Raw genomic sequence first — 22083 nt, forward strand, 5'->3', positions numbered from 1 at the left:
GACGAGTTTAAAGCCGATGCAGTTTGAGTGGAATTGTGGAGCGTGGATTCAGGGGTGGGTAAGGTTAAGGGGAGATGGCGTGTGGGAGGAAGGCACCCCCTCCCACCTGCGCTACGGCCAAGGGGCCTAGCTTCGGTGCCCTCCCCTCTGAGGGGGAGGGTGAGATCGAGGTTGTCGCACCATGGTGCCAAGCCCACTGGCGTTACCTTCCCCTTAGAGGGGAAGGCAAGCGAAGCTTAGGTGCGCAGCGCCTTAGCGCAGCTCGGAAGGGGGTGACTTAAGGAAGCTTAAGTGAACTCAGCCGGGCAAGAGCACCTTGATGCGTCATCTGCAGGGCCATCGGTGTCACCGTGATCTTGTTGCCTTTGCGCAGCACTTCGAAGTCGGCTTCGGGATCGAGCGGCAAGGGTGTTTCGGGGATGGCCATGAAGAAGCCGCCGGGATTATCGCTGGCGTAGTGACGGATGGGAGAGCGGGAGAAGCGCTGGTGCGGGACGGCGGCGAGGCCGGTGACTTCCGATGTGTCGCAGAAGGGGAAGTTGACGTTGTAGAAGACGTCATCGCCGGCGTGGGCTGCCAGGATCGCCTCAACCGTTCTGGCGCCGAAGTGGACGGCGTTTTCCCAATCGGCCTGACGCGAGCTGTTGTAGTCCATGGACTGGCTCATGGCGATGCCAATGGCGCCCTGAAGGGCCCCTTCCCTGGCGCCGCCTGCCGTGCCGGAGCAGTTGACGATGTCGCCCAGATTCTGGCCGGCGTTTACGCCCGAGAGGACAAGATCGGCGGGCTTATCGCCAAGAAGATGGGTCATGCCGGCGACGACGCAATCGGCGGGGGAGCCGCCGACCACGGCGAAGCGGCGAGGGCCGCGTTCATCGAGCGTCAGTTCACGGCCAAAGGTGAAGCGGTGCCCTGCCCCGGATTGATTGCCGTCGGGTGCGACGATCCACACATCGTCGCTCAATTGGGCGGCGATATCGGCCATCACGGCAAGGCCCGGCGCATCCACGCCATCGTCATTGGTGAGGAGGATGCGCAGGGCCATCAGCGCGAACCGATGGCGGTGAGGCCACCCATATAGGGCTGGAGCGCTTCGGGGATAGCCACCGAGCCGTCTTCCTGCTGGTAGTTTTCGAGCACGGCGATAAGGCAGCGACCGACGGCGGTGCCGGAGCCGTTAAGCGTATGGACATAGCGCGGCGCCTGCTTTTCGCCGGACGGACGATAGCGCGCTTCCATACGGCGGGCCTGGAAATCGCCGCAGACGGAGACCGAGGAAATTTCGCGATAGGTGTTCTGGCCGGGGAGCCAGACTTCCATGTCATAGGTGCGGCGGGCACCAAAGCCCATGTCGCCGGTGCAAAGCTTCATGACGCGGTAATGGAGGCCAAGGCGCTGCAAGACAGTTTCGGCCGCGGACAGCATGCGCTCGTGTTCGTTGAGCGACTCTTCCGGAGTGACGATCGAGACCAGTTCCACCTTGTTGAACTGGTGCTGACGCAGCATGCCGCGCGTGTCGCGGCCGGCAGAGCCGGCTTCGGAGCGGAAGCATGGTGTCAAGGCGGTGAAGCGGAGGGGAAGTTCCTCTTCCGACAGGATGGACTCGCGGACCATGTTGGTCAGCGGAACTTCGGCGGTGGGGATCAGCGCAAGGCGGCTGTCGCCATGTTCGGTGAAGAAGAAATCGCCATCAAACTTCGGCAACTGGCCTGTCCCAAACATGGCCTCGTCACGCACCAGAACCGGGGGCTGGACTTCAGTATAGCCATGCTCTGCCGTGTGCAGGTCGAGCATGAACTGGCCGAGGGCGCGCTCGAGGCGGGCGATCTGGCCCTTGAGGATGACGAAGCGGCTGCCCGAAAGTTTGGCGGCGGTTTCGAAGTCCATATCCTTTTCGGCGACGCCGATGTCGAAGTGCTCCTTGGGCGCAAAGCTCAGATGCGGCTTGGGCGGACGAGCTTTGGCAGCAGTCGCTTGGTTACCGTTGGCGCCGAAATATTCGACATTGTCGCTCTCGTCGTCGCCGGGCGGGACGTCTTCGAGCGGCATGTTGGGGATGGCGGCGAGAGTGTCGCGGAGTTCCTTTTCGACGGCGCGTTCCTGCGCCTCGCCTTCGGGGATGAACTCCTTGAGGCGGCCGACTTCGGCCATCAGCTCTTGCGCTTTGGCTTCGTCCTTTTGCGCCTTGGCCTGGCCGATCTGCTTGGAGAGGCTGTTGCGCTTTTCCTGCGCTTCGTTGAGGCGGACGATGACGGCGCGGCGGCGCTCGTCGATGGCGATGAGATCGGCGGAGCGGACGGAGACATTCTTGCGCACCGACATGGCCTGGTCGAAGGCTTCCGGGTTGTCTCGGATCCACTTGATATCGAACATCGCTGATTTCGGGCCAAAGCCCGCCTCGGTTGTGACGCGGTTTGTTTACGGAGGTGGGGGTGGGGGTGCAAGGGGGAAGGTGCGGGCGCCGGTGGATGGGGAGGTACCCCCACCCGGCCTCCCCCGTCAGACGGGGGAGGAGTTGGGCCGGTGGGAGGTGACACGAGCGGGGTCACTCAGAACAGTAAAGGCCCCCTCACCCGCCGCTTCGCGGCGACCTCTCCCCGGAGGGGCGAGGTAAGCGAGGTTAGGCCTGCTCGGCTTCCTGGGCCGCGAGGGCTGCCTTGCGGCGGCGTTCGACGAGGCGGACGGAGAGGATGGAGAGTTCGTATAGGCCGTACATGGGCAGGGCCAGGCCGATCTGGGAGACCGGATCGGGCGGCGTGATGAAGGCGGCGATGATCAGGATGGCGACAATGGCGTAGCGGCGGCCGTGCTCGAGGGTCTTGACGCCGATGAGGTCGAGTTGGGCCAAGAGCGTGAGCACGACGGGGAGTTGGAAACAGACGCCGAAAGCGAGGATCAGCGTCATGGCCAACGATAGGTATTCAGAGACCTTGGCGAGAAGTTTGATCTCTTCGGTCTGCATGCCGGCGAAAAAGCCAAGCGCCATGGGCAGGACGACGAAATAAACCATGGCCGCGCCAAGCAGGAAAAACACCGGCGTGGCGATGAGATATGGCACCAGCGCCTTGCGCTCGTGCTTGTAGAGACCCGGCGAAACGAAGCCGTAGATCTGCGTCGCAAGGAACGGGAAGCCGATGAAGATGGCGCCGAAAAAGGCGAGGTTGACCTGGGTGAAGAAGAATTCTTGCGGAGCGGTGTAGATCAGCTCCATGTCGCCCGGATTGGGGTAGATGGAACGATAAGGATTGAGCAGCACGTCAAAGATCTGGCCTGCGAAGAGGAAGCAGATCACCATCAGAACGACAATGGCGATGGCACTGGCAATCAGCCGCTTGCGCAGCTCGACCAGATGCTCCATCAGCGGGGCTTCACTGCCGGCGAGTTCGTCTTCGACTTCAGGCTTGGACTTATCTTCGAGCTGCGGGGTGTCGGCCATTATTGGGCGTCTCCAGCCGGATCAGCAGGTTTCTTGCGTGGCGCGCGCGGCTTTTTGGGCGCGGCGGCAGGAGCGTCTTCGGTGGCCACCGGGGTCGGCGGCTTGGCAGCGCGTTTACGGGCTGGCTTGACGACTACGGGTACCGGGCCGGTGTCGGCGACTTCCACGTGTTCGGAGTCGGCGGTCGCGACATGAGCAGGCTTGGTGACGCGCTTGCGCGTGGCTTTGACCGGCGCGAGCTTTTCGATAGGCACGAGGTCGGCAGCCGGCTTCTCAGTGGATTTGAAGCCATATTCCATGGCCAGCTCGGTGCTGCTCTTGGGGGCGGCGGGCATTCCGGCCTTGGCGCGAATCTCGTCGGCGACGCTTTCGACCTTGGGGTCGGAAGGCTTGATGACACCGGACGGGCTTTGCGTGCCGTCCTTGTTCATGGTGTTGAACTCGCGGCGGATTTCGTCCGCCGTCTGCTTCAACGGGGCCGTAATGGAATTGCGCAAGTTGCGCACTTCATCAAGACCGGTGCTCTTGTTGATCTCACGCTGGAACTCGCGTCCCATGCGCTGGATCTGGCCAACCACCTTGCCGACGCGGTTCATGACCACCGGCAGGTCCTTTGGACCGATGAAAATCAGCGCGACCACGCCGATCACCAGCATCTCTGTCCAGCCTAGGCCGAGCATGGCAATAGTCTCCCCATAGCGGCGGGGCCGCTCCTAACTCCCGGCTGGGAGTTGCCGATCAGACGTCGCGCGTGGTCGAAGTCTTTTCGGCTTCGCGGGCCGCTTCGATATCGGCCGTGGTCTGGATGCGCTCAGCGGGGCGATCGTCGTCCTTCATGCCCTTCTGGAAGGCTTTGATGCCGGAGGCGACTTCGCCCATCATGCCGGAAATCTTTCCGCGGCCGAACAGCAGGATGACGACAACGGCGACAACAAGAATACCCCAGATAGACGGCGCGTGCATGGTGGTTCCTCTAGATTCTGGTACGCGTTACACGCGATAGATGACCCGAGAAATAGGTTCAAACGCGGGCAAACACAAGAACGCATCCGTGAAGGCCGCACAAAGGCGCGTGTAGCAGTCTATTCCGCCTCGTCGTCAGGATCGGGGTCGCCGAGGTCGGAGGCGTCGAGCGGGTCTTCGTCGGGGTGGAGCATGCCGTCGAAAGGAAGTGGGATCTGGAGATCGGGCGGCAGGCGGCCGGAAAGGAGGCCGGCGCCCTTGAGCTCATCGAGACCAGGAAGATCGGAAAGCGCCTCGAGGCCAAAGTGGTCGAGGAAGGCGTCAGTGGTTCCATAGGTCACGGGACGGCCGGGGGTGCGGCGGCGGCCACGCATGCGCACCCAGCCTGCTTCCATCAGCAGATCGAGCGTGCCCTTGCCGGTTGCGACGCCTCGGACGTCCTCGATTTCGGCGCGGGTGGCGGGCTGGTGATAGGCGATGATGGAGAGGGTTTCGAGCGCGGCGCGGGAGAGCGGCCGGGTTTCGTTTTGCTCTCGGCGGAGCAGGAAGCCGAGGTCTTCGGCGGTGCGGAAAGCCCAGGCATCGCCGCGGCGGACGAGGTTCACTCCCCTGCCCTCGTATTGCGTCCGAAGGGTTTCGAGCAGCTCGGGGATGTCGGCTCCTTCGAGGAAGGGGGCGATATCGGCGGGACGCAGAGGTTCGGCGGAGGCGAACAGCAGCGCTTCGACGATGCGCAGCTGCCGCCCCACGACGTCGCTCAACTCTTGCTCCGGCGGCGAACGAAAAGGGGGCCGAAGGTCTGGGTCTGGCGGATGTCGATTTCGCCCTGGCGGACGAGTTCGAGGCTCGAGGCAAAGGTCGAGGCGCGAACGGTAACGCGTTCGGCCGGGGTGGCGAGGTAATCGACGAGGTAGGAGTCGAGAGAAATCCAGTCGCCGGAGTCGCCGATCATGCGGGTGAGCATGTCGCGGGCGTCCTGGAGGGACCAGACGGTTCGCAGTTTGGGGCTATATTCGGGCTGAACGCTGCGCTCGCGCTGGCCGGCATAGGCTTTGAGCAGGTCGTAGAGCGTTGCTTCCCAGAGAGGGCGGCGCTTGATCTCGATGGGCTCCGGCTGGCCGCGTGCATGGACCTGGTCGCCAAGACGCGACCGGCTCATCAGGCGGTTTGCGGCGGTGCGCATGGCTTCGAGGCGCTTGAGGCGGAAGGCGAGCATGGCGGCAAGCATTTCGCCCGAAGGTTCCTCGTCGCCGGGCGCCTGAGGCACCATGAGGCGGCTCTTGAGGTAGGCGAGCCAGGCGGCCATGACCAGGTAATCGGCGGCGACCTCGATGCGGCGATCGCGGATGGTGGTGATGAAGGCGAGGTATTGCTCGGCCAGCGCAAGCACGGAAATGGCGGAAAGATCGACCTTCTGCCGGCGGGCGAGATCGAGCAGGAGATCGAGCGGGCCTTCATAGCCGTCGACATCAACATGCAGCACTTCGTCTGCCGGCGGTGGGGCCGGCGTGTCGAACCAGTTGCTTTGCGAAGTGCCCGTCATGGCCCATCCTTGGCCGCGCGGGCGGCCAAGGTCAAGCTGGGGTCAGAGGATCAGGCAGTCGCCGCCGGCGGCTTTGACATTGGTGCAGATGTTGGAGGCACCGGCACGATCGGCGGCGGGCACCAGGACGCGGAAATAGATGCCACGTTCGCCAAGGTCCACACGCTGGATCTCGAGATTGGCACCGCCGAAAAGGACGCCGTAACGCGTGGCGATGGCCTGGGCGGATTCGCGGGCGGCGTCTTCGCTGCGCTGGGAGGAGAGCTGAACATAGGCCGCGGCGGAGCCTCCCGCCGGAACTGCAGCAGTGGCGGCAGCGGCGGGCGTGGTGGTGGTCGGGGTCAGAGGCGTCGGTTCGGGCGTCGTGGCAGCCGGAAGCGCGGCGGGCGACGCAGCGGCGGTCTGAAGATCGGCGGGGCGCTGCAGCGGCGTGGTCACCGTGCGTCCGGCGATCGGCTGGCCTGTGGCGTCCACGACCGGCACCACGGCGCCGGGCTGAACCGGAACAACGGCAGGTGCAGTAGCTTCGGGCAAGGCCGTAACGGGCGCGGTTGAGGGCACGGTCGTTGCGCCGGCCGCGGAAGGGTCAGCGTTCGCAAGAAGGCTTGGGGTCGAGGTGTCGGCGCCCGGAACTTCGGGCACGTTGGGGCGGTCGACGGGAAGGATCGAGGCGCCCGCAAGGCTGTCATCGCCGCTGACGATCGTGCCATCGGGACGAACCGTGACGGTGCGGACCTTGCGGTTGACGAGGCCATCGGCGTTCGGATTGATCGTGCCACCCTCGGCTGGAGGGGCGATGCCGGAACTGCTGTCGAGCGCTGCAGTGGTCGCGGCTTCGGTGACGGCTTCTTCGTCAGCCTGATCGCGCGAAACCAGCTGCTCGTCGGTGCCGTCGTTATTGCCAGCGATTTCGTTGAAGACAACCGATTGCTGCGGGGCGGCCTCTACGGGCTCCGGCACTTCCTTGATGGCAGTTGTGTCAGCGGCGATCAGCGGCGCAGGACCAGTGGGCGCGGCGCTCTGGCCAAGCATGAAATAGAGCCCGACGCCGGCGGCGCCAAGCAGGCCCACGGCAACCAGAGGTCCGGCGACGGCGCGGGATAGCCCGAAAACCGGGCCGCGCGGACGGCGTGGCCGGATCGGCGCCATCTCTTCAGCTTCAACCAGATCGCCTTCTGGATTAACCCACTCGACCCGGGCTCCGGTTGCTGCGGCGGCAGCGAGGATGGCATCGTCCACCGAGCCGGCGCCGCTGGGAGCACGGACGGATGGTTCGCTCCGGCGCTGGGGTTCGGACGCCGGCAATGTGGGGGTCGCGAGGCTGCGCAGCGCAGGGCTCGGTGCGGCGGGCGTCGCAACCGGCTGATTGAGCCGGATGGCGGACCCCACCAGGTTTTCGATGTCGCGAAGCGGATCGGCCTTGGCTTCAGGCTCAGCCGGCACCGCAACGGTCGGCTCCACGCGCGGAGCGACGTTGATGGGCTCAGGGGTCGGAGCGATTTCAGGTTCGACGATGGTGACGGCGGTGGCAGCCGGCTGAGCCGCCTTGGGGGAACCAAAACCGAAAACCGGCGGCACGCCGAAATTGTCTTCAGCGGGTGCCGGGCCGGTCACGACGGGGATGGGTTCAGGCTGCGGGGTGCCTTGATTGGCCTCGCCGGCAAGCTCGGCAGCGATGAGGTCTGCAAGGCTATCGTGATCAAGCGCCTGAGGCTCGACAGATTCCTCGACCACCGGCTTCACCACTGCCGGTTGCGGCGCGGGCTGAACCTGGACGGGAGCGGCCGCAATGGGAGTTACCGGACCGGCGGGCTTGTTGAGCGCGAAATCGAAGTTGAACGGTTCGGCAATGGCCGAGGCCGGCGCCGGGGCTGCCGGTTCGCCGCCTGGTATGCGAACCGGGCTGGCTTGCGGACGAGGCGCGGCACCGGATTGCGGCAGGTCGGCACCGGGAATGCGAACGGGTGCCGACGGCGAGGCCATCGGCGCGGGCTGCGGCTTGGCGGGAGCGTCGGCGCGGGCATCGTCGGCCATCAAGCGAGCAAGCTCAGCGATCAGGTCGTCCGGTGCGTCAGTCTGTGCGGCCATTGAGTTCGGTTTCGCTGACGTCATCTGGCAGCGCCCCTAGAAAGCGGAAGTTTCCATTATGGATTGTACCGCGAATGTTCACACCAATACGCCCGAATTATGAAAGCTCCTCGGGCGCCCCCACCCCCAGAATGCCGAGGCCGTTACGGATCACCTGACGAACCGCATCCACAAGAGCGAGTCGAGCGAGCGTTAGAGTCGGCTCTGTTGGGTTAACAACGCGTAAAGACGGATCATCCTTGCCTTTAGCCCAGAAGCCATGGAAGGCGGCGGCGAGGTCGTGGACGTAAAAGGCGATGCGATGCGGCTCGTGTGCGACCGCTGCTGCAGCCACCGTGCGTGGCCAGGCGCCAAGAAGGCGGATGAGCTCAATATCGGCTGCGGTGTCCAACAATTCGGTCTCAGCGCCCGCCAGCGCTGCGGCGGAGACATCCAGTTCAGGCATGTCGCGGGCGGCGGTGCGGAAGATCGAGCAGGCGCGGGCGTGGGCGTATTGAACGTAGAAGACCGGGTTGTCGCGGGTCTGTTCCTTGACCAGCGCAAAATCGAAATCCATCGCCGCGTCATTGCGCCGGAACAGCAGCATGAAGCGGGTGGCGTCGGCGCCGACCTCGTCGACCAAGTCGGACAGCGTGATCAGGTCGCCGGAGCGCTTGCTCATCTTAAACGGCTCGCCATTCTTGAGCAGGCGGACGAGCTGGCAGATGCGAACGTCGATATCGGCTTCGTTGTGCGAGACAGCTTTGACCGCAGCCTGCAAGCGCTTGACGTACCCAGAGTGGTCCGCGCCCAGCACGTTGACCATGTGATTGAAGCCGCGCAGGTATTTGTTGCGGTGGTAGGCAATGTCGGCGGCAAAATAGGTGTAGGCGCCGTCGGATTTTACCAGGGCGCGATCGGTATCGTCGCCGTAGTCGGTGGCGCGGAACAGGGTCTGTTCGCGGTCTTCCCAGTCTTCGGGGGTCTTGCCCTTGGGCGGGTCGAGACGGCCCTCATAGACCATGCCCTCCTCGCGCAGCCAGGCGAGGGTCTTTTCGATGTCGCCGCCGGCGCCGTGCAGCTGGCGCTCGGAGAAAAAGACGTCGTGGTGGACGTTGAGCTGGGCGAGGTCGGCCTTGATCAACTCCATCATGGCCGCAAGCGCCGTCTCGCGAGCGATCAGCACGGCCTCTTCTTCGGGCATGTCGAGCAAGACGCGACCGTGTTCGGCAGCGAGGGCCTGGCCGACGGGTATGAGGTAGTCGCCAGGGTAGAAGCCGGACGGAATTTCGATGGTTTCGCCCAGCGCCTCGCGATAGCGCAGAAGGGCGGAGCGGCCGAGGATAACTGTCTGGCCGCCGGTGTCGTTGATATAATATTCGCGGGTCACGTCGTAGCCAGACCAAGCCATGAGCGAGGCCAGGGCGTCGCCGAAAACGGCGCCGCGAGTGTGACCAACATGCATGGGGCCGGTGGGGTTGGACGAGACGTATTCGATGTTGACGCGCTCGCCTTGGCCCAGGTCGGAGCGACCATAGTTGGCGCCTTGGGCGCCGACGGCCTTCAGGACCTGGTGCCAGATGCTGTTGGACAGGCGGAAGTTGATGAAGCCGGGGCCGGCGACTTCAACGCTTTCGACATCTGGAGTGCCCTTGAAGCGCTCGACGAGAGCAGCGGCAACTTCGCGCGGGTTCTTGCCCAAAGGCTTTGCGACGACCATGGCCGCATTGGTCGACAGATCGCCATGCGCCGGGTCGCGGGGCGGCTCCACCACGACGCGCGACAGCAGAGCTGCATCGAGCTCGGGATAGTCGGCGCGCAGGGCCTCGGTAACCCGCGTGGTGAAAAGCGCAAAAATGTCCATGTCGAACCTAAGGTTTGGATCGGGTCCGGTTAACGGAATTCCGGTCGAGCGTCAAACAGACGGCCGTGTTCATCGAGCGCGTAGGGGTCGGTCATGCCCGCGATGAAATCGGCGACGATGCGCGCGCGGGCAGCGCCTTCGACCGCCCTGCCCGCTTCGCCCCAGCGGCCTGGCATGTCGGCTGTTTCCATGTAGCGGGAGAACAGCCGCTCGACGACGGCTTCGCTTTCGCGCACCGGCGTCATAACTGCCTCATGGCGGTAAACGCGCGCGAAGAGGAAGGTTTTGAGGCCCTTTTCCGCAGCGGCGGTATCGTCGGAAAAGGTAACCAGTGTTTTACCGGCGAGGCGCACGTCCTCGGCCGAGGTCAAGGCGGCAGCGGCAATGTTGACGCTGCTGGTTCTGATGACATCTTCCACCGCGCGCGTGATCATGCGTCGCTGCACTTCATGGGTCTGCCGCTTGCTGCCGATCCCGGGATAAAGGTCGAGCACTTCGCGCACGATCGAGCCCGCAAGCGGCACGTCTCGGAAGTCATCGAGAACCACGAGGCCGGCTCGTAGGGCGTCGTCGATGTCGTGGGCATTGTAGGCGATATCGTCGGCGATGGCCGCGGCTTGCGCCTCGAGGCTCGCATAGGTGGAGAGGCGCAGATCCGCCGGGGTCTGGATTTCATCGATGCCGGTGGGCAGGCCGTGTTCGCGGTAGCGAGCCGTGGGCTGGCCCTTGTCGTCGACCAGGGGACCGTTGTGCTTGAGAATGCCTTCGAGGGTTTCCCAAGTCAGATTGAGACCGTCGTGCTCGGCGTATCGGTTTTCGAGCAGGGTGACGACGCGGAGCGCTTGGACATTGTGATCGAAGCCGCCGAACCCGGTCATGGCGCGGTCGAGGGCGCGTTCTCCGGCGTGGCCGAATGGCGTGTGGCCGAGATCATGGCTTAGGGCCAGGGCCTCGGCGAGGTCTTCATCGAGGCGCAGGGCACGAGCGATCGAGCGGGCGATCTGACTGACTTCCAGCGTGTGGGTCAGGCGGTTGCGAAAGTGGCGGCCTTCATGGGCAAGAAAGACCTGGGTCTTGTGCTGCAGGCGCCGAAACGCGGTCGAATGGATAATGCGGTCGCGGTCGCGCTGGAATTCTGAGCGGGTTGGGCTCGGCCCGGTGCCATAGAGCCGGCCAAGAGAAAGACTGGGCTTGCTGGCATAGGAAGCGGTTTCGCTCATTGTGGTCTTGGCCCTTTGCAACGGCTCTTCATGCGCCTATCTTAGCGGCAGCGTTATGACATTACGAATGCTGGTAGAACACCCATGACCGCTGCAGCCCTTGCCGACAAGCCCGCCGTGACCCTTTCCGACCGCGCCGCCAAGCGCGTGTCGCGTATCCTCAGCAAGGAAGTGCCCGGCACGGTGTTGCGCATTTCGGTGGCTGGCGGCGGCTGTTCGGGCTTCCAGTACGAGTATAATCTCGTGCAGGAAACCGCGGCGGACGATGACCTCGTGCTGCAGAAGGGCGAGGCAACGGTTTTGATCGACTCGCTGAGCCTTGAATTCATGGGCGGGTCGGAGATCGATTTTTCCGACGATTTGATCGGGCAGTCATTTCAGATAAAGAATCCGAATGCTGTTGCATCCTGCGGATGCGGCACGTCTTTTGCCGTCTAGATCAACTGAGGCTGGCCTGCAAAGTTCAGTTTTCTGCGCTTCCGGTCCTCACGTACGACATGTACGCTTCGGGACGGTTCTCGAAGACCGAACTTTTTCGACTCAGCCTGAGTTGATCTCGGAGTTCTGACATGACGTTGCGCATTGCCACCTGGAACATCAACGGCATCAAGGCGCGGCTCGAGCTACTGCTACGTTGGCTCGAGGAAGAAAAGCCCGACATCGTCGGACTGCAGGAGATCAAGAGCGTTGACGAGGCGTTTCCGCGGGCCGAGATCGAGGCGCTTGGCTACAATGTCGAGACTCATGGCCAGAAGAGCTGGAACGGGGTGGCGCTCCTTTCCAAGATCCGGTTCGATGAGGTGCATCGCGGATTGCCGGGCGAGCCGGAAGACGAGCAGGCCCGCCTGATCGAGGGCGTGTTCTCGGTCGAGGGCGGCATTGTGCGGGTGTGCAATATCTACCTGCCAAACGGCAATCCGGTGGATAGCGAGAAATTCCCGTACAAGCTGCGCTGGATGGACCGGCTGAACCGTTTCGTCGAGGAACGGCTGCTGCTGGAAGAGCCGTTTGTCCTTATGGGCGACTTTAACCTGATCCCGGCGCCGATCGACGCGCGCAATCCGGAAAACTGGTGGGGCGATGCGCTTTACCGGCCCGAGAGCATGGAGCGGTTTCGCAAGCTCAAGAACATGGGCATGACCGATGCGTTGCGCGCCATTACCGGCGAAGAGATGTTCACCTTCTGGGACTTCCAGGCCGGCGCCTGGCGGCGCAATGCGGGGATCCGCATCGACCATCTAATGCTGTCGCCGCAGGCGGCCGACAGGCTCGACGACGTTGTCGTGCATAAGGACGTGCGCGGCTGGGACAAGCCCAGCGATCATGTCCCTGTGGAAGGCGCGTTCAGCTTTTCGGTGGGCGGCGCCTAGAGTTCGTTTTCCGCATCCATGGCGCCGATAGTGGCAAGCGTCACAGCGGCAGCACGATCCTCGGGCGAGGCGATCGAAGTCGCGCGGTTCAACAGCTCGTCGGCCTTGGCCTGGTCGGCGCTGCCCGCACAGGTGATGTGCGCCTGATTGAGCCACATCAGGCCTTCGGCGGCACGAGCGGGATAGGCTTCCATGCCGTTGAACAGGAGGTCGCCCAGGCTCGCCTGAGCCAGGCAATGACCCTTGATTGCCGCCTTTTTGAGCCAGCGAGCGCTCAGCGTCGGGCTCATGCCGAGCCCATCTTCCTGCTGGTAGAGCAGGCCAACGCGATATTGCGCTTCAGCGTCGCCGAAATAGGTAGCGGCGTGGAGCAGCATGCGATGCGACTCGTTGAGGTTCTGCTTGAGGCCGACCTCCGGATCGCCCTGAAGGAAGTAATCGCCCAGTTTGACGAAGGAGCGAGCCACGATATCGGCTTCAAGGCCCCTTGGGGCCGTGTCGGCATGCTGGATGGCGATCTGGGAATAGTAGTTGAAGGCCTTGACCGGGTCCTTATCGACGCCTTCGCCGTTTTCATACATGGTGCCGAGCTGCCAGAGGGCGAGCGGACGGCCGGCCGCAGCGTCACTTTCAAGGGCCGACAGGTAGGTGTCGTCGGACACGATGGTGCCGCCACCATCGAGCGTGCGCGCAAAATCAAAGGCGGCGTCAGCGGCCGTCTGGGCGTGCGCGGGCACGGCAACGCCGAAGGCCAACGCCAGGATTGCGGCGGCACGGGTGGAGAATGTGGCGCAACTGGTGCGCATAGGGCTCCTTTCGCCCGCGGGGCCGCGGACGGGCAAAACAGATGCGGCGCGCGCGAGGGCGGCAGCGCCGGAATGTGACGGCAATTTCGTTGCGCGGCTTTCGCCGGGCAAAGCAAAGTCTAAAAACTTCGTAAACGCATATTGTGACAGCATTCAGCCGCGCCCATGACCAGAGTGCGTCAGACTTGCCGATAATTTTCGCATTGCTGCGCGCATAGTCACCTATCGGCGGATGTCCTCCGCCTTCTATTCAAAATCTCTGGGAGCGGCAGCACATCGTCCAGCAGTCGCCGGACGCAGCAGCTGACACCCGCCCCCGGATGTCTTGGCGTCACGTCTATTGGGAGATTGTGGCGCAAAATATCGCCAAATCGTTGCACGGTGGGACGGCGCGCGGGAATCGGCGACGATGTTGCGGAATCGTCACATGCCTTGAGGCGCCGCAGTGCAGCGCTGGACAATCGGTCCAGTTGAGGGAAGATTTGGGCATCAACACCGGCGCGGGAGCCCGAGATGAAAACGATCGTATCCAGCAGCAAACCTTTTGGATCGCAACAGGACATGATCGTTCATGCAAATTCCCGTTCCGGAGCGCGCACAAAGCCGGCGTAAGGCTCCCCTTCTCTCCCGCACAATTGCGCGACAACGCTTTAGGCGCTTTCTGAGCTACTACCGGCCGCATTTGCCGTTGCTTGCGGCAGACCTTGCTTGTGCCGTGCTGGTTGCCGGCACCGCTATCGCGCTGCCGCTTATCGCCAATCATCTTGTGTCGAGCCTGCCGCAGCTGGCCAAGTCACCGGACGCTTTGGCAAGCATTGCCGCGCTCGGCGCTGTGATGCTGGGCGTGTTCGTGGTGCAGGCGCTTGCCACCTATTTTGTCGACTACCAGGGCCATGCCATGGGCGCCCGGATCGAGGCGCAGGTGCGGCGCGAGCTGTTCGAGCACTGCCAGAAGCTGAGCTTCAGCTTCTATGACCGGCAGCGCACCGGGCAGCTGATGAGCCGCATCACCAATGACTCGCTGTGGCTGGGCGAGCTCTTTCACCATGGGCCGGAGGACATCGCCATCGCCGTGCTGAAATTCGGTGGTGCCACGGTGGTGCTGACCATGATCGATCCCGTCATAGCGCTGCTGATCACCGCTTTGGTTCCGTTTGCAATCGGTTACGCGTTCTATTTCAACCGCCGCATGAATGTGGCGCTCCGTACGAGCAAGGAGCGGATCGGCACGATCAACGAGCGGGTGGAGGATGCCTTGGGCGGCATCCGCGTCGTCCAGTCCTTCGCCAACGAAAGGGACGAGCTGCAGCGGTTCGAGGCCGAGAACCAGCGGTTTCTGGAAAGCCGCAAGGCGGGATATCGCAGCGAGGCGCTGCTATGGGTCGGGATGGACGGCTTCGCGCAGCTGGTGACGATCCTGGTCATTATCGCTGGTGCGATCCGCATCCTTAGTGCGAATCTCACGCCGGCCGACATGCTGACGCTGTTGTTGTGCGTCGGCGTGCTGGTTGATCCGGTGCGGCGGCTCGATAATTTCATCCGGCTCTGGCAGGAGGGCTATACCGGGTTTATCCGGGCGATGGAGTTGCTTGAGGAGGAGCCTGACATTGTCGATCGGCCAGGAGCTGTGCCGCTCAGCACGGTCCAAGGCCAGATCGGGTTCCGCAATGTCAGCTTCGCTTACGAAGGGGCGCCGCGTGTTCTAAGCGGGCTGGACCTCGACATCGAAGCGGGGCAGTTCGTGGCGCTGGTAGGTCCCTCCGGCGTTGGCAAGAGCACGCTCTGCAGTCTTATTCCGCGCTTCTATGATGTCGATGAAGGCGCCGTTCTGTTGGACGGGCGCGATGTTCGCGACGTGACGCTCGACTGCCTGCGCGCCAGTGTCGGGATCGTGCAGCAGGATGTGTATCTTTTCAGCGGCTCCGTGATGGAGAACCTGCGCTATGGCCGGCTCGACGCCAGCGACGACGAAATTCTTGCGGCTGCAAGGGCAGCGAATGCGCATGAATTCATCTTGGCCCTGCCCGACGGCTACAACACCGACATCGGCCAGCGCGGGGTGAAACTCTCTGGCGGGCAGAAGCAGCGGCTGACCATTGCCAGAGCCTTTCTCAAGAACCCGCCTGTGCTGATCTTTGACGAAGCAACCAGCGCGCTCGACAACGAGAGCGAGCGGGCGGTGCAGCAGGCGCTCCTGGGCCTCGCCAAAGGCCGGACAACGATCGTCATTGCACATCGGCTGTCCACCGTCCGGCATGCGGATCGCATTCTGGTGCTGACGCACGACGGGATCGTTGAAGATGGCAAGCACGAGGCGCTGATGGCGGCCGGCGGTGTTTATGCCGCGCTGCACAGCGTTCAGGGGCGAATCTAGAACCAGCGCAACTTGCGCATCCACATGGCGATGCCGCCGCCGATCAGCACAAGGAGGATGCAGACGAACCAGAAGGCCGCGCCATGCTCTGCTAGAGGAATGCCGGAGACGTTCATGCCGAGCAGGCCGGTGATCAGCGTTAGCGGCGAGAAAACGACGGTGACGGCGGCGAGCAGCAGCATGGCCTTGTTCATCTGCTCGGCGCGGTCGTCGATGATTTCTTCGTGGACGAGGACGGCGCGCTCGGAGAGCGCCTGGAGTTCGTCGCCAATACGGGCGGTGCGCATGGCGGCGTCGCGCAGGCGCAGGCGATCACGATCGGAGAAGAAGGAGAGGTTTTCGATCTCGAGCGTCGACAGGGCATCGCGCTGTGGCCAAACAAGACGGCGGAAGCTGATCAGCGTGCGGCGGAGCTGTTCGAGATTGTCCTGCGCCTTTTCCGTGCGGTGGGTGATCAGCGTTTCCTCGATGTCGTCGAGGCGATCGCCCAGCATTTCGATCAGCGGCTCGAGACGATCGGTGGCACGCAGGGCCAGGCGGGCGATAAGGTCGGCGGGGGAGACCGGGGCGTGCTGGGCCTGGTCGACTTTTGCGAGGCCGAGGAAATCGAGGATATTGAGTTCAGAGGCAATGATGACGCGGTGGCGCTCGATCCAGACCGTCAAGAATTGGCGGCCGACATCGTGCGGCGCGGCGCCGGGACGCACGACGCGCAGCATGATGAGCGCGCGATCATCCATAACCGTGCAGCGGGCGCGCGAAGTGGGCGCGGTGATAAGGCCAGAGTTAAATTCGCCCAGTTCATCGCGGAGCCAGAGCTTGAACTCGGGGGCCTTGGAATTGCCGACGATCAGCTTGAACCCGGCAGGCGGCACGATCGGCAGTTCGCTGCCGGTCTCATAGCGGCGCATTCCGCCGGCACCATCGAAGATAAGGACGGCGCCAATGCCGACAAGCCCGTTGCGAAGGGCTCGTTCGGTTGGCTGTCTTGGCGCCTCGTCCATTTCTTAGCTCAGGCGTTTCAACGCTTCGAGGATCTTCTCGCGACGCTCGACGGCGGCCTCGCGGCGGGCCTTCTGCTCCCCGATGACTTCCTCGGGTGCCTTGGCGACGAACTGCTCGTTGCCCAGTTTCTTGTCGATTTGAGCGATTTCGGCGTCGAGCTTGGTCACTTCCTTTTCAAGTCGCGTGCGCTCGACGGCAATGTCGATGACGCCGGCCAGCGGCAGGGCGTAGGTGGCGCTTCCGACGACGAACTGCGCCGACTCGCCGGGCACTTCGTTCTGAGGCGAAATCTCCTCGAGGCGCGCCAGGCGGGTGATGAGCGAGGTGCCGGCGACGAGGCGGGCCAAAGTATCCTCCCCTGCCCCGGTCACGACCATCTGCAGCTTGGCGCTGGCGGGGACGTTCATTTCGGCGCGGACCGAACGGACATTGGAGATGACGTCGATCAGCCAAGCGAGTTCGGCATCGGCGGCAGCGTCTTCGAGGCCGGAAAGGTCGGGCCATTCGGTGAGGATCAGCAGGTTTTCGCGCGCTGCGCCGAACTTGCCGGTCTCGGCCCAGAGCTCTTCGGTGACAAACGGCATCATGGGGTGGAGCATGATGAGGATCTGGTCGAGGGCCCAGGCAGCGGTGGCGCGGGTTTCCGTCTTTGCGGTTTCGTCGGTCCCCATGAAGACCGGCTTGGCGAATTCGACATACCAGTCGCAGAAGGTGCCCCAGACGAAGTCATAGGCCGAGTTGGCGGCTTCGTTGAACTTGTAGTCCTCGATGCCGGCGCGCACCGCGGCCATGCCGCGAGCGGTGGCGCCGACGATCCAGCGATTGAGCGGCAGCTTGTTGGCCTTGGGATCGTAGCCTTCGACGCGGCGGGCTTCGTTCATTTCGAGGAAGCGGGCGGCGTTCCAGATCTTGGTGACGAAGTTGCGGTAGCCCTCGACGCGCTGGATCGAGAGTTTTAGGTCACGACCCTGCGCCGCCATGGCGGCGAGGGTGAAGCGGGTGGCATCAGCGCCGTATTCGTCGACGAGCTTGAGCGGGTCGATGACGTTGCCCTTGGTCTTGCTCATCTTCTGGCCCTTTTCGTCGCGGACTAGGGCGTGCATGTAGACGGTGTGGAAGGGCTCTTCTTCCAGAAATTCTAGGCCCATCATCATCATGCGGGCGACCCAGAAGAAGATGATGTCGAAGCCGGTGACGAGGACGTCGGTCGGGTAATAGCGCTTGAGCTCGGCAGTGTCGTCCGGCCATCCCAGGGTGGAGAACGGCCAAAGGGCAGAGCTAAACCAGGTGTCGAGGACGTCCGGATCGCGAGTCAGCTGGACCGGCTTGCCATAGTGAGCATCGGCGGCGGCTTGCGCTTCCGCTTCGCTCGATGCAACGAAGGCTTCGTTGTCCGGGCCGTACCAGGCTGGGATCTGGTGTCCCCACCAAAGCTGGCGCGAAATGCACCAGGGCTTGATGTTTTCGAGCCAGGCGAAATAGGTGTTTTCGTATTGCTGCGGTACGAACTTGGTGCGGCCTTCGCGGACGGCGGCGAGCGCCGGCTGGGCAAGGACGTCGGCCTTGACCCACCACTGGTCGGTCAGAAAAGGCTCGATCACGACGAGTTTGGACTTCTCGTCGTGCGGGACCATGATCTTCTTGTCTTCGATATGGTCGAGGCCGCGGAGCGGGTCTTCCTCGGCGAGTGCAGTCAGGTCGGCGACGATGGCCTTGCGGGCATCGAAGCGATCCATGCCGCGGTATTTCGCGGGCACAAAGTCGTCGCTGACGATGGCGCCGCGGGTGGTGAAGACGTTGATCGGCTCGACGCCGGCGCGAGCACCGACTTCGAAGTCGTTGAAATCGTGCGCCGGAGTGATCTTGACGGCGCCGGTGCCCAAGGCCGGATCGGCATAGTCGTCGGCGACGATGGGAATGCGGCGGCCGACCAGAGGCAGCTCGACGAATTTTCCGACGAGGGACGCGTAACGCTCGTCTTCCGGATGGACGGCGACGGCGACGTCACCCAGCATGGTTTCGGGGCGAGTGGTGGCGACGATGATGTAGTCGCGCTTTTCCGTCCCGGTGACGTTGCCTTCTTCATCCACAATCGGGAAGTCGTAGGTCACGCCATCGGCCAGCGGGTAGCGCAGGTGCCACATGTGGCCTTTGATCTCGATATTTTCGACTTCGAGGTCGGAGATCGCGGTTTCGAGGCCCGGGTGCCAGTTGACGAGGCGCTTGGCGCGATAGATCAAGCCGCGCTTGTGCAGCTCGACGAAAACCTTGGTGACGGCGCGGACCATCTGGTCATCGGGCTGGCCGGCCTCGCCCATGGTGAACTTTTCGCGGGAAAAATCAGCCGAAGCGCCAAGGCGCTTGAGCTGGTTCATGATGGTGCCGCCCGACTCGCCCTTCCACTCCCAGACGCGTTCGATGAAAGCTTCGCGGCCCATGTCGCGGCGGTTGAGCTGTTTTTCGGCAAGCTGGCGCTCGACGATCATCTGCGTCGCAATGCCGGCATGGTCGGTGCCGGGCTGCCAGAGCACGTCCTTTTTGAGCATGCGATTGAAGCGGACGAGGATGTCCTGGATGGTGTTGTTGAGCGCGTGGCCGATGTGGAGCGAGCCCGTGACGTTGGGCGGCGGAATGACGATGGTGAAGGTCTCGGCGCCCGGCTTGGCCCCTGCCCCAGCCGCAAAAGCCTTGGCGTCAAGCCAGGCGTCATAGATGCGGCTCTCAACGGCGGCGGGTTCGTAGGTTTTTTCAAGCATGGGGCACTCGCAACGGCATAGACCCGCCAGGCTGGTGCGGTGGCGGGCTGAAAAGGTGCTGAGACTTCAAGCAAATGCGGGGGACGGGGTCAATGGTGGCGTGCGCCAGTGCCGCTATGCCTGCAGATACTGTGGTTGGAGCAGGAAATGAGTATGCGGAGCTGCTGACACCCCCTTCCGAGCTACGCTAAGCCCTTCGGCTAAGCTTCGCTTGCCTTCCCCTCAAGGGGGAAGGTAAACGCGGCGCGTTTGGCAGCTTTCGTCCACAGTACTCGATGCCCACCTTCCCCCTCAGAGGGCAAGGCAAGCAGAGCTTGGCGAGGAACGAGCCTAGCGGCGCTCGGAAGGGGGTGCCTCTTACCCTGCGGCATAGAGGCAGGCCCCGGATTATTCGCCGCGCGCGACTCGCGAGATTTCTTTTTCCACCATGCGCTCGACCACGGATGGAAGGTTTTCGTCGAGCCATTCCTTGAGCATGGGGCGGAGCATGTCGCGCATCATGGACTCGATGGTGACGCCCGGATTGCCGAGGCCCAAGGCGTTGAGCTTGCCGATGGAACCACGGACGGCGGCGCGGGTCGCGGGTTCGAGCAGTTCGGAAGCCATGTCCGAGGTGAGGGTCGGATCTGGGAGCGGCGCGGGCTTGGCGATTACCGGCTCGGGCTGCGGGCGGAAGGCGATGACTTCGGGCTGTGGCTGCGGCGCACGAACGGGTTCGGGCTCGCGGGTCGGGGCCGGATCAAAACTGGGCAGATCGTCATCGGGGTCGAAGCCGATGTCCTCGGCCTCTACCAGCTGCAGGCCGGGATCTTCGGTTTCGGTATCGGCAAGCAAGGCCTCAAAGCTCAGACCGCCATTGCCTTCCTCGACGATCTGCGAGGGCGACAGGGTCAGGGGCTCGATGTCGTCGAGCATGTCGGAAAGGTCGCGGTTGTCGACAGTGGCGACGCGAGCCGGGGCGGCCTGCATCGGCGGAGGAGCGGCCTGAACGGACGGCCGGCGCGGCGTGCCGGCCGCGTCATCGTCTGCAATGATCTGCCGGATGGACGACAGGATCTCATCCATGGACGGTTCTTTGGGGGCCGGCTTGTTCATCAGTGCCTCTTACTCATGCGCCCGACTGAGGCAGGAGCGTCCGCAAACGCACTGCCTGATTCGTAAACACAAGCTTAGCGGCACCCGCCCCAATAAGGAATCGCCCCAAGGCCCGACTTGCAGGTCTTCCACGAAAAGTTGTGGCCGGGACATGCCCGGCCACAAGGGATTGCGTTTTTGTTCGGCGCCTACTCGGCGACGGTGCGCAGTTCCTGCCAGACGTCTTCAACAGCCTGGGTATAGGGAACGGCGGTCTTGACCTCGACCGGAAGGGCAAGATCCTGCGCCGTAAGCCGGCCCATTGCGCTCAGAAGCGAGAAGGTCGCGACGATCTTGTTGCTGGACGCATTGATCAGCGCCTCACGCGAACTGGTGAGATCGGCCTGGGAATTGAGCACATCGAGCGTGGTGCGGGTGCCGAGGTCTCGCTCCTGGATCACCCCTTCCAGCACGGTATTGCTGGAGGACACGGCAGCCTGGGCCGCCTGGATCTGGGCATCGGCACTCTGGATACCGGACCAGGCGGAGATCACCGCCTCGCGGATCTGGTCATAGGCGGACATGGCGTCCACCTCGGCGCCGATCTGCTGGAGATTGGCCTGGCGCACGCCGGAACCGAGCGCGCCGCCCGCATAGATTGGAATATTGATCTGGAAGCCCAGCTGGGCTGAAAGACTACCGGTGCCGCCATTGACGCTGCGATTGCCCTGGCTCCAGCTGCCGCCCACCTGGCCATTGATGGAAGCTGTCGGACCGAAGGCGGCGCTTGCCGCATCACTGCCCGCCTGCGCCGCCCGGATCCCGGCCTTGGCAAGAAGAATAGCGGGATGGCCGATCTCTGCTTCACCTAGGGCGCCTTCAAGGCTGCGCGGGATCAGGTTTGCATAATTGTGCGAGGTGCTGAGACTCTGCGGACGGGAGCCGACATAGCGCTGAAACGTCGCCTGGCTCGTTTCCAGCGAGCCGACCGCGGCCTGATAGGCTGCCTGGCCTTGGGCGAGGCGCGCCTGGGCTTGCGCCACATCGATGCGCGTGCCCTCACCCACATCCAGTCGATCCTGCGCCGACTGCAACTGAGCGCGGAAGAAATCGACATTGGCCTGACGCAAGGACAGGAGCTCGCGCCCGCTCAGAACAGCCATATAGGCCTGGACAACATTGAGCAGCACGTTCTGCTCGGTGTTGCGGAGCTGGTATTCGGCCGCTTCGGCACTGGCGCGGGCCTGTTCGATCTGCGCTTCGGTCTGGAAGTTGTCGAAAATCGTCTGATTGTAGGAAAGACCAGCATTGAGCTGGCTATTGGTCACCGGGTTGCTGCCCAGAAGCAGGGCCTGCCCGCTTGCCGAGGTGATGCTCTGCGTGCCGCCGATGCTGGCGCCGATCGTCGGCAGCTTGCGCGACTTGGCCTGGACGATGTTTTCGGCTGAAGCCTTGGCATCGAGAAGAGCCGACTGAAGCTCGGGGGCGTGTTCATAGGCAGCCGCCAGGGCCTGGGAGAGAGACTGCGCCTGGGCCGAGCCGACCGAGGTCGCTATAAGCAAGGCGAACGCGCTGGCGCTCAGAATAGTGCGAAACATCATTTAC

General features: G+C 63.4%; 18 protein-coding genes. 3 read left to right on the forward strand and 15 right to left on the reverse strand.

All coding sequences use genetic code 11. From position 1 onward, the window contains the following. Window positions 1–277 precede the first annotated feature (277 nt). From surE to JI748_RS07495, 10 genes are all read right to left on the reverse strand, one after another. Window positions 278–1045, reverse strand: coding sequence for a 5'/3'-nucleotidase SurE (surE, locus tag JI748_RS07450; RefSeq protein ID WP_201636466.1), 768 nt, complete (start codon window positions 1043–1045; stop codon window positions 278–280). Beyond that, the gene (gene serS / locus JI748_RS07455) at window positions 1045–2373 is read right to left on the reverse strand and encodes a serine--tRNA ligase (protein ID WP_201636468.1); all 1329 of its coding nucleotides are present in this window, start codon (window positions 2371–2373) and stop codon (window positions 1045–1047) included. The genes surE and serS overlap by 1 nt, the downstream gene beginning before the upstream one ends. A gap of 247 nt (window positions 2374–2620) precedes the next feature. Continuing rightward, window positions 2621–3436, reverse strand: a complete 816-nt coding sequence (gene tatC / locus JI748_RS07460) for a twin-arginine translocase subunit TatC (protein WP_201636470.1) — start codon at window positions 3434–3436, stop codon at window positions 2621–2623. Then, window positions 3436–4116 carry a Sec-independent protein translocase protein TatB gene (gene tatB / locus JI748_RS07465; protein ID WP_201636472.1) on the reverse strand — a complete coding sequence of 227 codons (681 nt, stop codon included), beginning with the start codon at window positions 4114–4116 and terminating at the stop codon, window positions 3436–3438. The genes tatC and tatB overlap by 1 nt, the downstream gene beginning before the upstream one ends. A gap of 58 nt (window positions 4117–4174) precedes the next feature. After that, window positions 4175–4399: a twin-arginine translocase TatA/TatE family subunit gene (locus JI748_RS07470; protein WP_201636474.1), complete on the reverse strand. Its 225-nt coding sequence runs from the start codon at window positions 4397–4399 to the stop codon at window positions 4175–4177. A gap of 119 nt (window positions 4400–4518) precedes the next feature. Continuing rightward, the gene (gene scpB, locus JI748_RS07475; protein ID WP_201636476.1) at window positions 4519–5160 is read right to left on the reverse strand and encodes an SMC-Scp complex subunit ScpB; all 642 of its coding nucleotides are present in this window, start codon (window positions 5158–5160) and stop codon (window positions 4519–4521) included. Then, window positions 5157–5942 (reverse strand): segregation and condensation protein A, encoded by a 786-nt coding sequence (locus tag JI748_RS07480; RefSeq protein ID WP_201636478.1) that lies wholly within the window; start codon window positions 5940–5942, stop codon window positions 5157–5159. Before JI748_RS07480 ends, scpB begins: the two co-directional genes overlap by 4 nt. A gap of 42 nt (window positions 5943–5984) precedes the next feature. Beyond that, window positions 5985–8030, reverse strand: a complete 2046-nt coding sequence (locus JI748_RS07485) for an SPOR domain-containing protein (protein ID WP_201636480.1) — start codon at window positions 8028–8030, stop codon at window positions 5985–5987. A 97-nt stretch (window positions 8031–8127) separates the two neighbouring features. After that, a complete protein-coding gene (gene argS, locus JI748_RS07490) occupies window positions 8128–9873 on the reverse strand; it encodes an arginine--tRNA ligase (RefSeq protein WP_201636482.1) in 1746 nt (581 codons plus the stop codon). 29 nt (window positions 9874–9902) lie between these two features. After that, window positions 9903–11093, reverse strand: a complete 1191-nt coding sequence (locus tag JI748_RS07495; RefSeq protein ID WP_201636484.1) for a deoxyguanosinetriphosphate triphosphohydrolase — start codon at window positions 11091–11093, stop codon at window positions 9903–9905. An 84-nt stretch (window positions 11094–11177) separates the two neighbouring features. On the opposite strand from JI748_RS07495, the gene JI748_RS07500 reads away from it, so the two are divergent. Beyond that, entirely contained in the window at window positions 11178–11531 is a 354-nt protein-coding gene (locus JI748_RS07500) for a HesB/IscA family protein (RefSeq protein WP_201636486.1), read from the forward strand. Window positions 11532–11668: 137 nt separating this feature from the next. Further along, on the forward strand, window positions 11669–12463 hold the full coding sequence (xth, locus tag JI748_RS07505) for an exodeoxyribonuclease III (protein ID WP_201637109.1): 795 nt from the start codon (window positions 11669–11671) through the stop codon (window positions 12461–12463). On the opposite strand, the gene JI748_RS07510 is transcribed toward xth, so the two are convergent. Then, window positions 12460–13269 (reverse strand): tetratricopeptide repeat protein, encoded by an 810-nt coding sequence (locus JI748_RS07510; RefSeq protein ID WP_201636488.1) that lies wholly within the window; start codon window positions 13267–13269, stop codon window positions 12460–12462. The two genes, xth and JI748_RS07510, sit on opposite strands and share 4 nt — an antisense overlap. A gap of 571 nt (window positions 13270–13840) precedes the next feature. Here JI748_RS07510 and JI748_RS07515 point away from each other — a divergent pair. After that, on the forward strand, window positions 13841–15643 hold the full coding sequence (locus tag JI748_RS07515) for an ABC transporter ATP-binding protein (RefSeq protein ID WP_201636490.1): 1803 nt from the start codon (window positions 13841–13843) through the stop codon (window positions 15641–15643). Here JI748_RS07515 and JI748_RS07520 read toward each other — a convergent pair. From JI748_RS07520 to JI748_RS07535, 4 genes are all read right to left on the reverse strand, one after another. Then, on the reverse strand, window positions 15640–16647 hold the full coding sequence (locus tag JI748_RS07520; RefSeq protein ID WP_201636492.1) for a CorA family divalent cation transporter: 1008 nt from the start codon (window positions 16645–16647) through the stop codon (window positions 15640–15642). The two genes, JI748_RS07515 and JI748_RS07520, sit on opposite strands and share 4 nt — an antisense overlap. Window positions 16648–16650: 3 nt before the next feature. Beyond that, window positions 16651–19404 carry a valine--tRNA ligase gene (locus JI748_RS07525; RefSeq protein WP_201636494.1) on the reverse strand — a complete coding sequence of 918 codons (2754 nt, stop codon included), beginning with the start codon at window positions 19402–19404 and terminating at the stop codon, window positions 16651–16653. A 387-nt stretch (window positions 19405–19791) separates the two neighbouring features. After that, window positions 19792–20499 (reverse strand): DUF2497 domain-containing protein, encoded by a 708-nt coding sequence (locus tag JI748_RS17535; RefSeq protein ID WP_201636496.1) that lies wholly within the window; start codon window positions 20497–20499, stop codon window positions 19792–19794. A 188-nt stretch (window positions 20500–20687) separates the two neighbouring features. After that, window positions 20688–22079: a TolC family outer membrane protein gene (locus JI748_RS07535; RefSeq protein ID WP_201636498.1), complete on the reverse strand. Its 1392-nt coding sequence runs from the start codon at window positions 22077–22079 to the stop codon at window positions 20688–20690. Between the last annotated feature and the right edge of the window lie 4 nt (window positions 22080–22083).

The organism is Devosia rhizoryzae (assembly GCF_016698665.1).
GTDB classification, from domain to species: Bacteria; Pseudomonadota; Alphaproteobacteria; order Rhizobiales; family Devosiaceae; genus Devosia; species Devosia rhizoryzae.

Bases quoted from the DNA above. Each gene is read 5' to 3' on its own strand.
- serS (WP_201636468.1), bottom strand. From the start codon at position 2,373: ATGTTCGATATCAAGTGGATCCGAGACAACCCGGAAGCCTTCGACCAG.
- JI748_RS07510 (WP_201636488.1), bottom strand. From the start codon at position 13,269: ATGCGCACCAGTTGCGCCACATTCTCCACCCGTGCCGCCGCAATCCTG.
- JI748_RS07535 (WP_201636498.1), bottom strand. From the start codon at position 22,079: ATGATGTTTCGCACTATTCTGAGCGCCAGCGCGTTCGCCTTGCTTATA.
- JI748_RS07500 (WP_201636486.1), top strand. From the start codon at position 11,178: ATGACCGCTGCAGCCCTTGCCGACAAGCCCGCCGTGACCCTTTCCGAC.
- JI748_RS07480 (WP_201636478.1), bottom strand. From the start codon at position 5,942: ATGACGGGCACTTCGCAAAGCAACTGGTTCGACACGCCGGCCCCACCG.
- JI748_RS07470 (WP_201636474.1), bottom strand. From the start codon at position 4,399: ATGCACGCGCCGTCTATCTGGGGTATTCTTGTTGTCGCCGTTGTCGTC.
- tatC (WP_201636470.1), bottom strand. From the start codon at position 3,436: ATGGCCGACACCCCGCAGCTCGAAGATAAGTCCAAGCCTGAAGTCGAA.
- JI748_RS07515 (WP_201636490.1), top strand. From the start codon at position 13,841: ATGCAAATTCCCGTTCCGGAGCGCGCACAAAGCCGGCGTAAGGCTCCC.
- argS (WP_201636482.1), bottom strand. From the start codon at position 9,873: ATGGACATTTTTGCGCTTTTCACCACGCGGGTTACCGAGGCCCTGCGC.
- JI748_RS07495 (WP_201636484.1), bottom strand. From the start codon at position 11,093: ATGAGCGAAACCGCTTCCTATGCCAGCAAGCCCAGTCTTTCTCTTGGC.
- JI748_RS07485 (WP_201636480.1), bottom strand. From the start codon at position 8,030: ATGGCCGCACAGACTGACGCACCGGACGACCTGATCGCTGAGCTTGCT.
- JI748_RS07520 (WP_201636492.1), bottom strand. From the start codon at position 16,647: ATGGACGAGGCGCCAAGACAGCCAACCGAACGAGCCCTTCGCAACGGG.
- JI748_RS17535 (WP_201636496.1), bottom strand. From the start codon at position 20,499: ATGAACAAGCCGGCCCCCAAAGAACCGTCCATGGATGAGATCCTGTCG.
- tatB (WP_201636472.1), bottom strand. From the start codon at position 4,116: ATGCTCGGCCTAGGCTGGACAGAGATGCTGGTGATCGGCGTGGTCGCG.
- JI748_RS07525 (WP_201636494.1), bottom strand. From the start codon at position 19,404: ATGCTTGAAAAAACCTACGAACCCGCCGCCGTTGAGAGCCGCATCTAT.
- surE (WP_201636466.1), bottom strand. From the start codon at position 1,045: ATGGCCCTGCGCATCCTCCTCACCAATGACGATGGCGTGGATGCGCCG.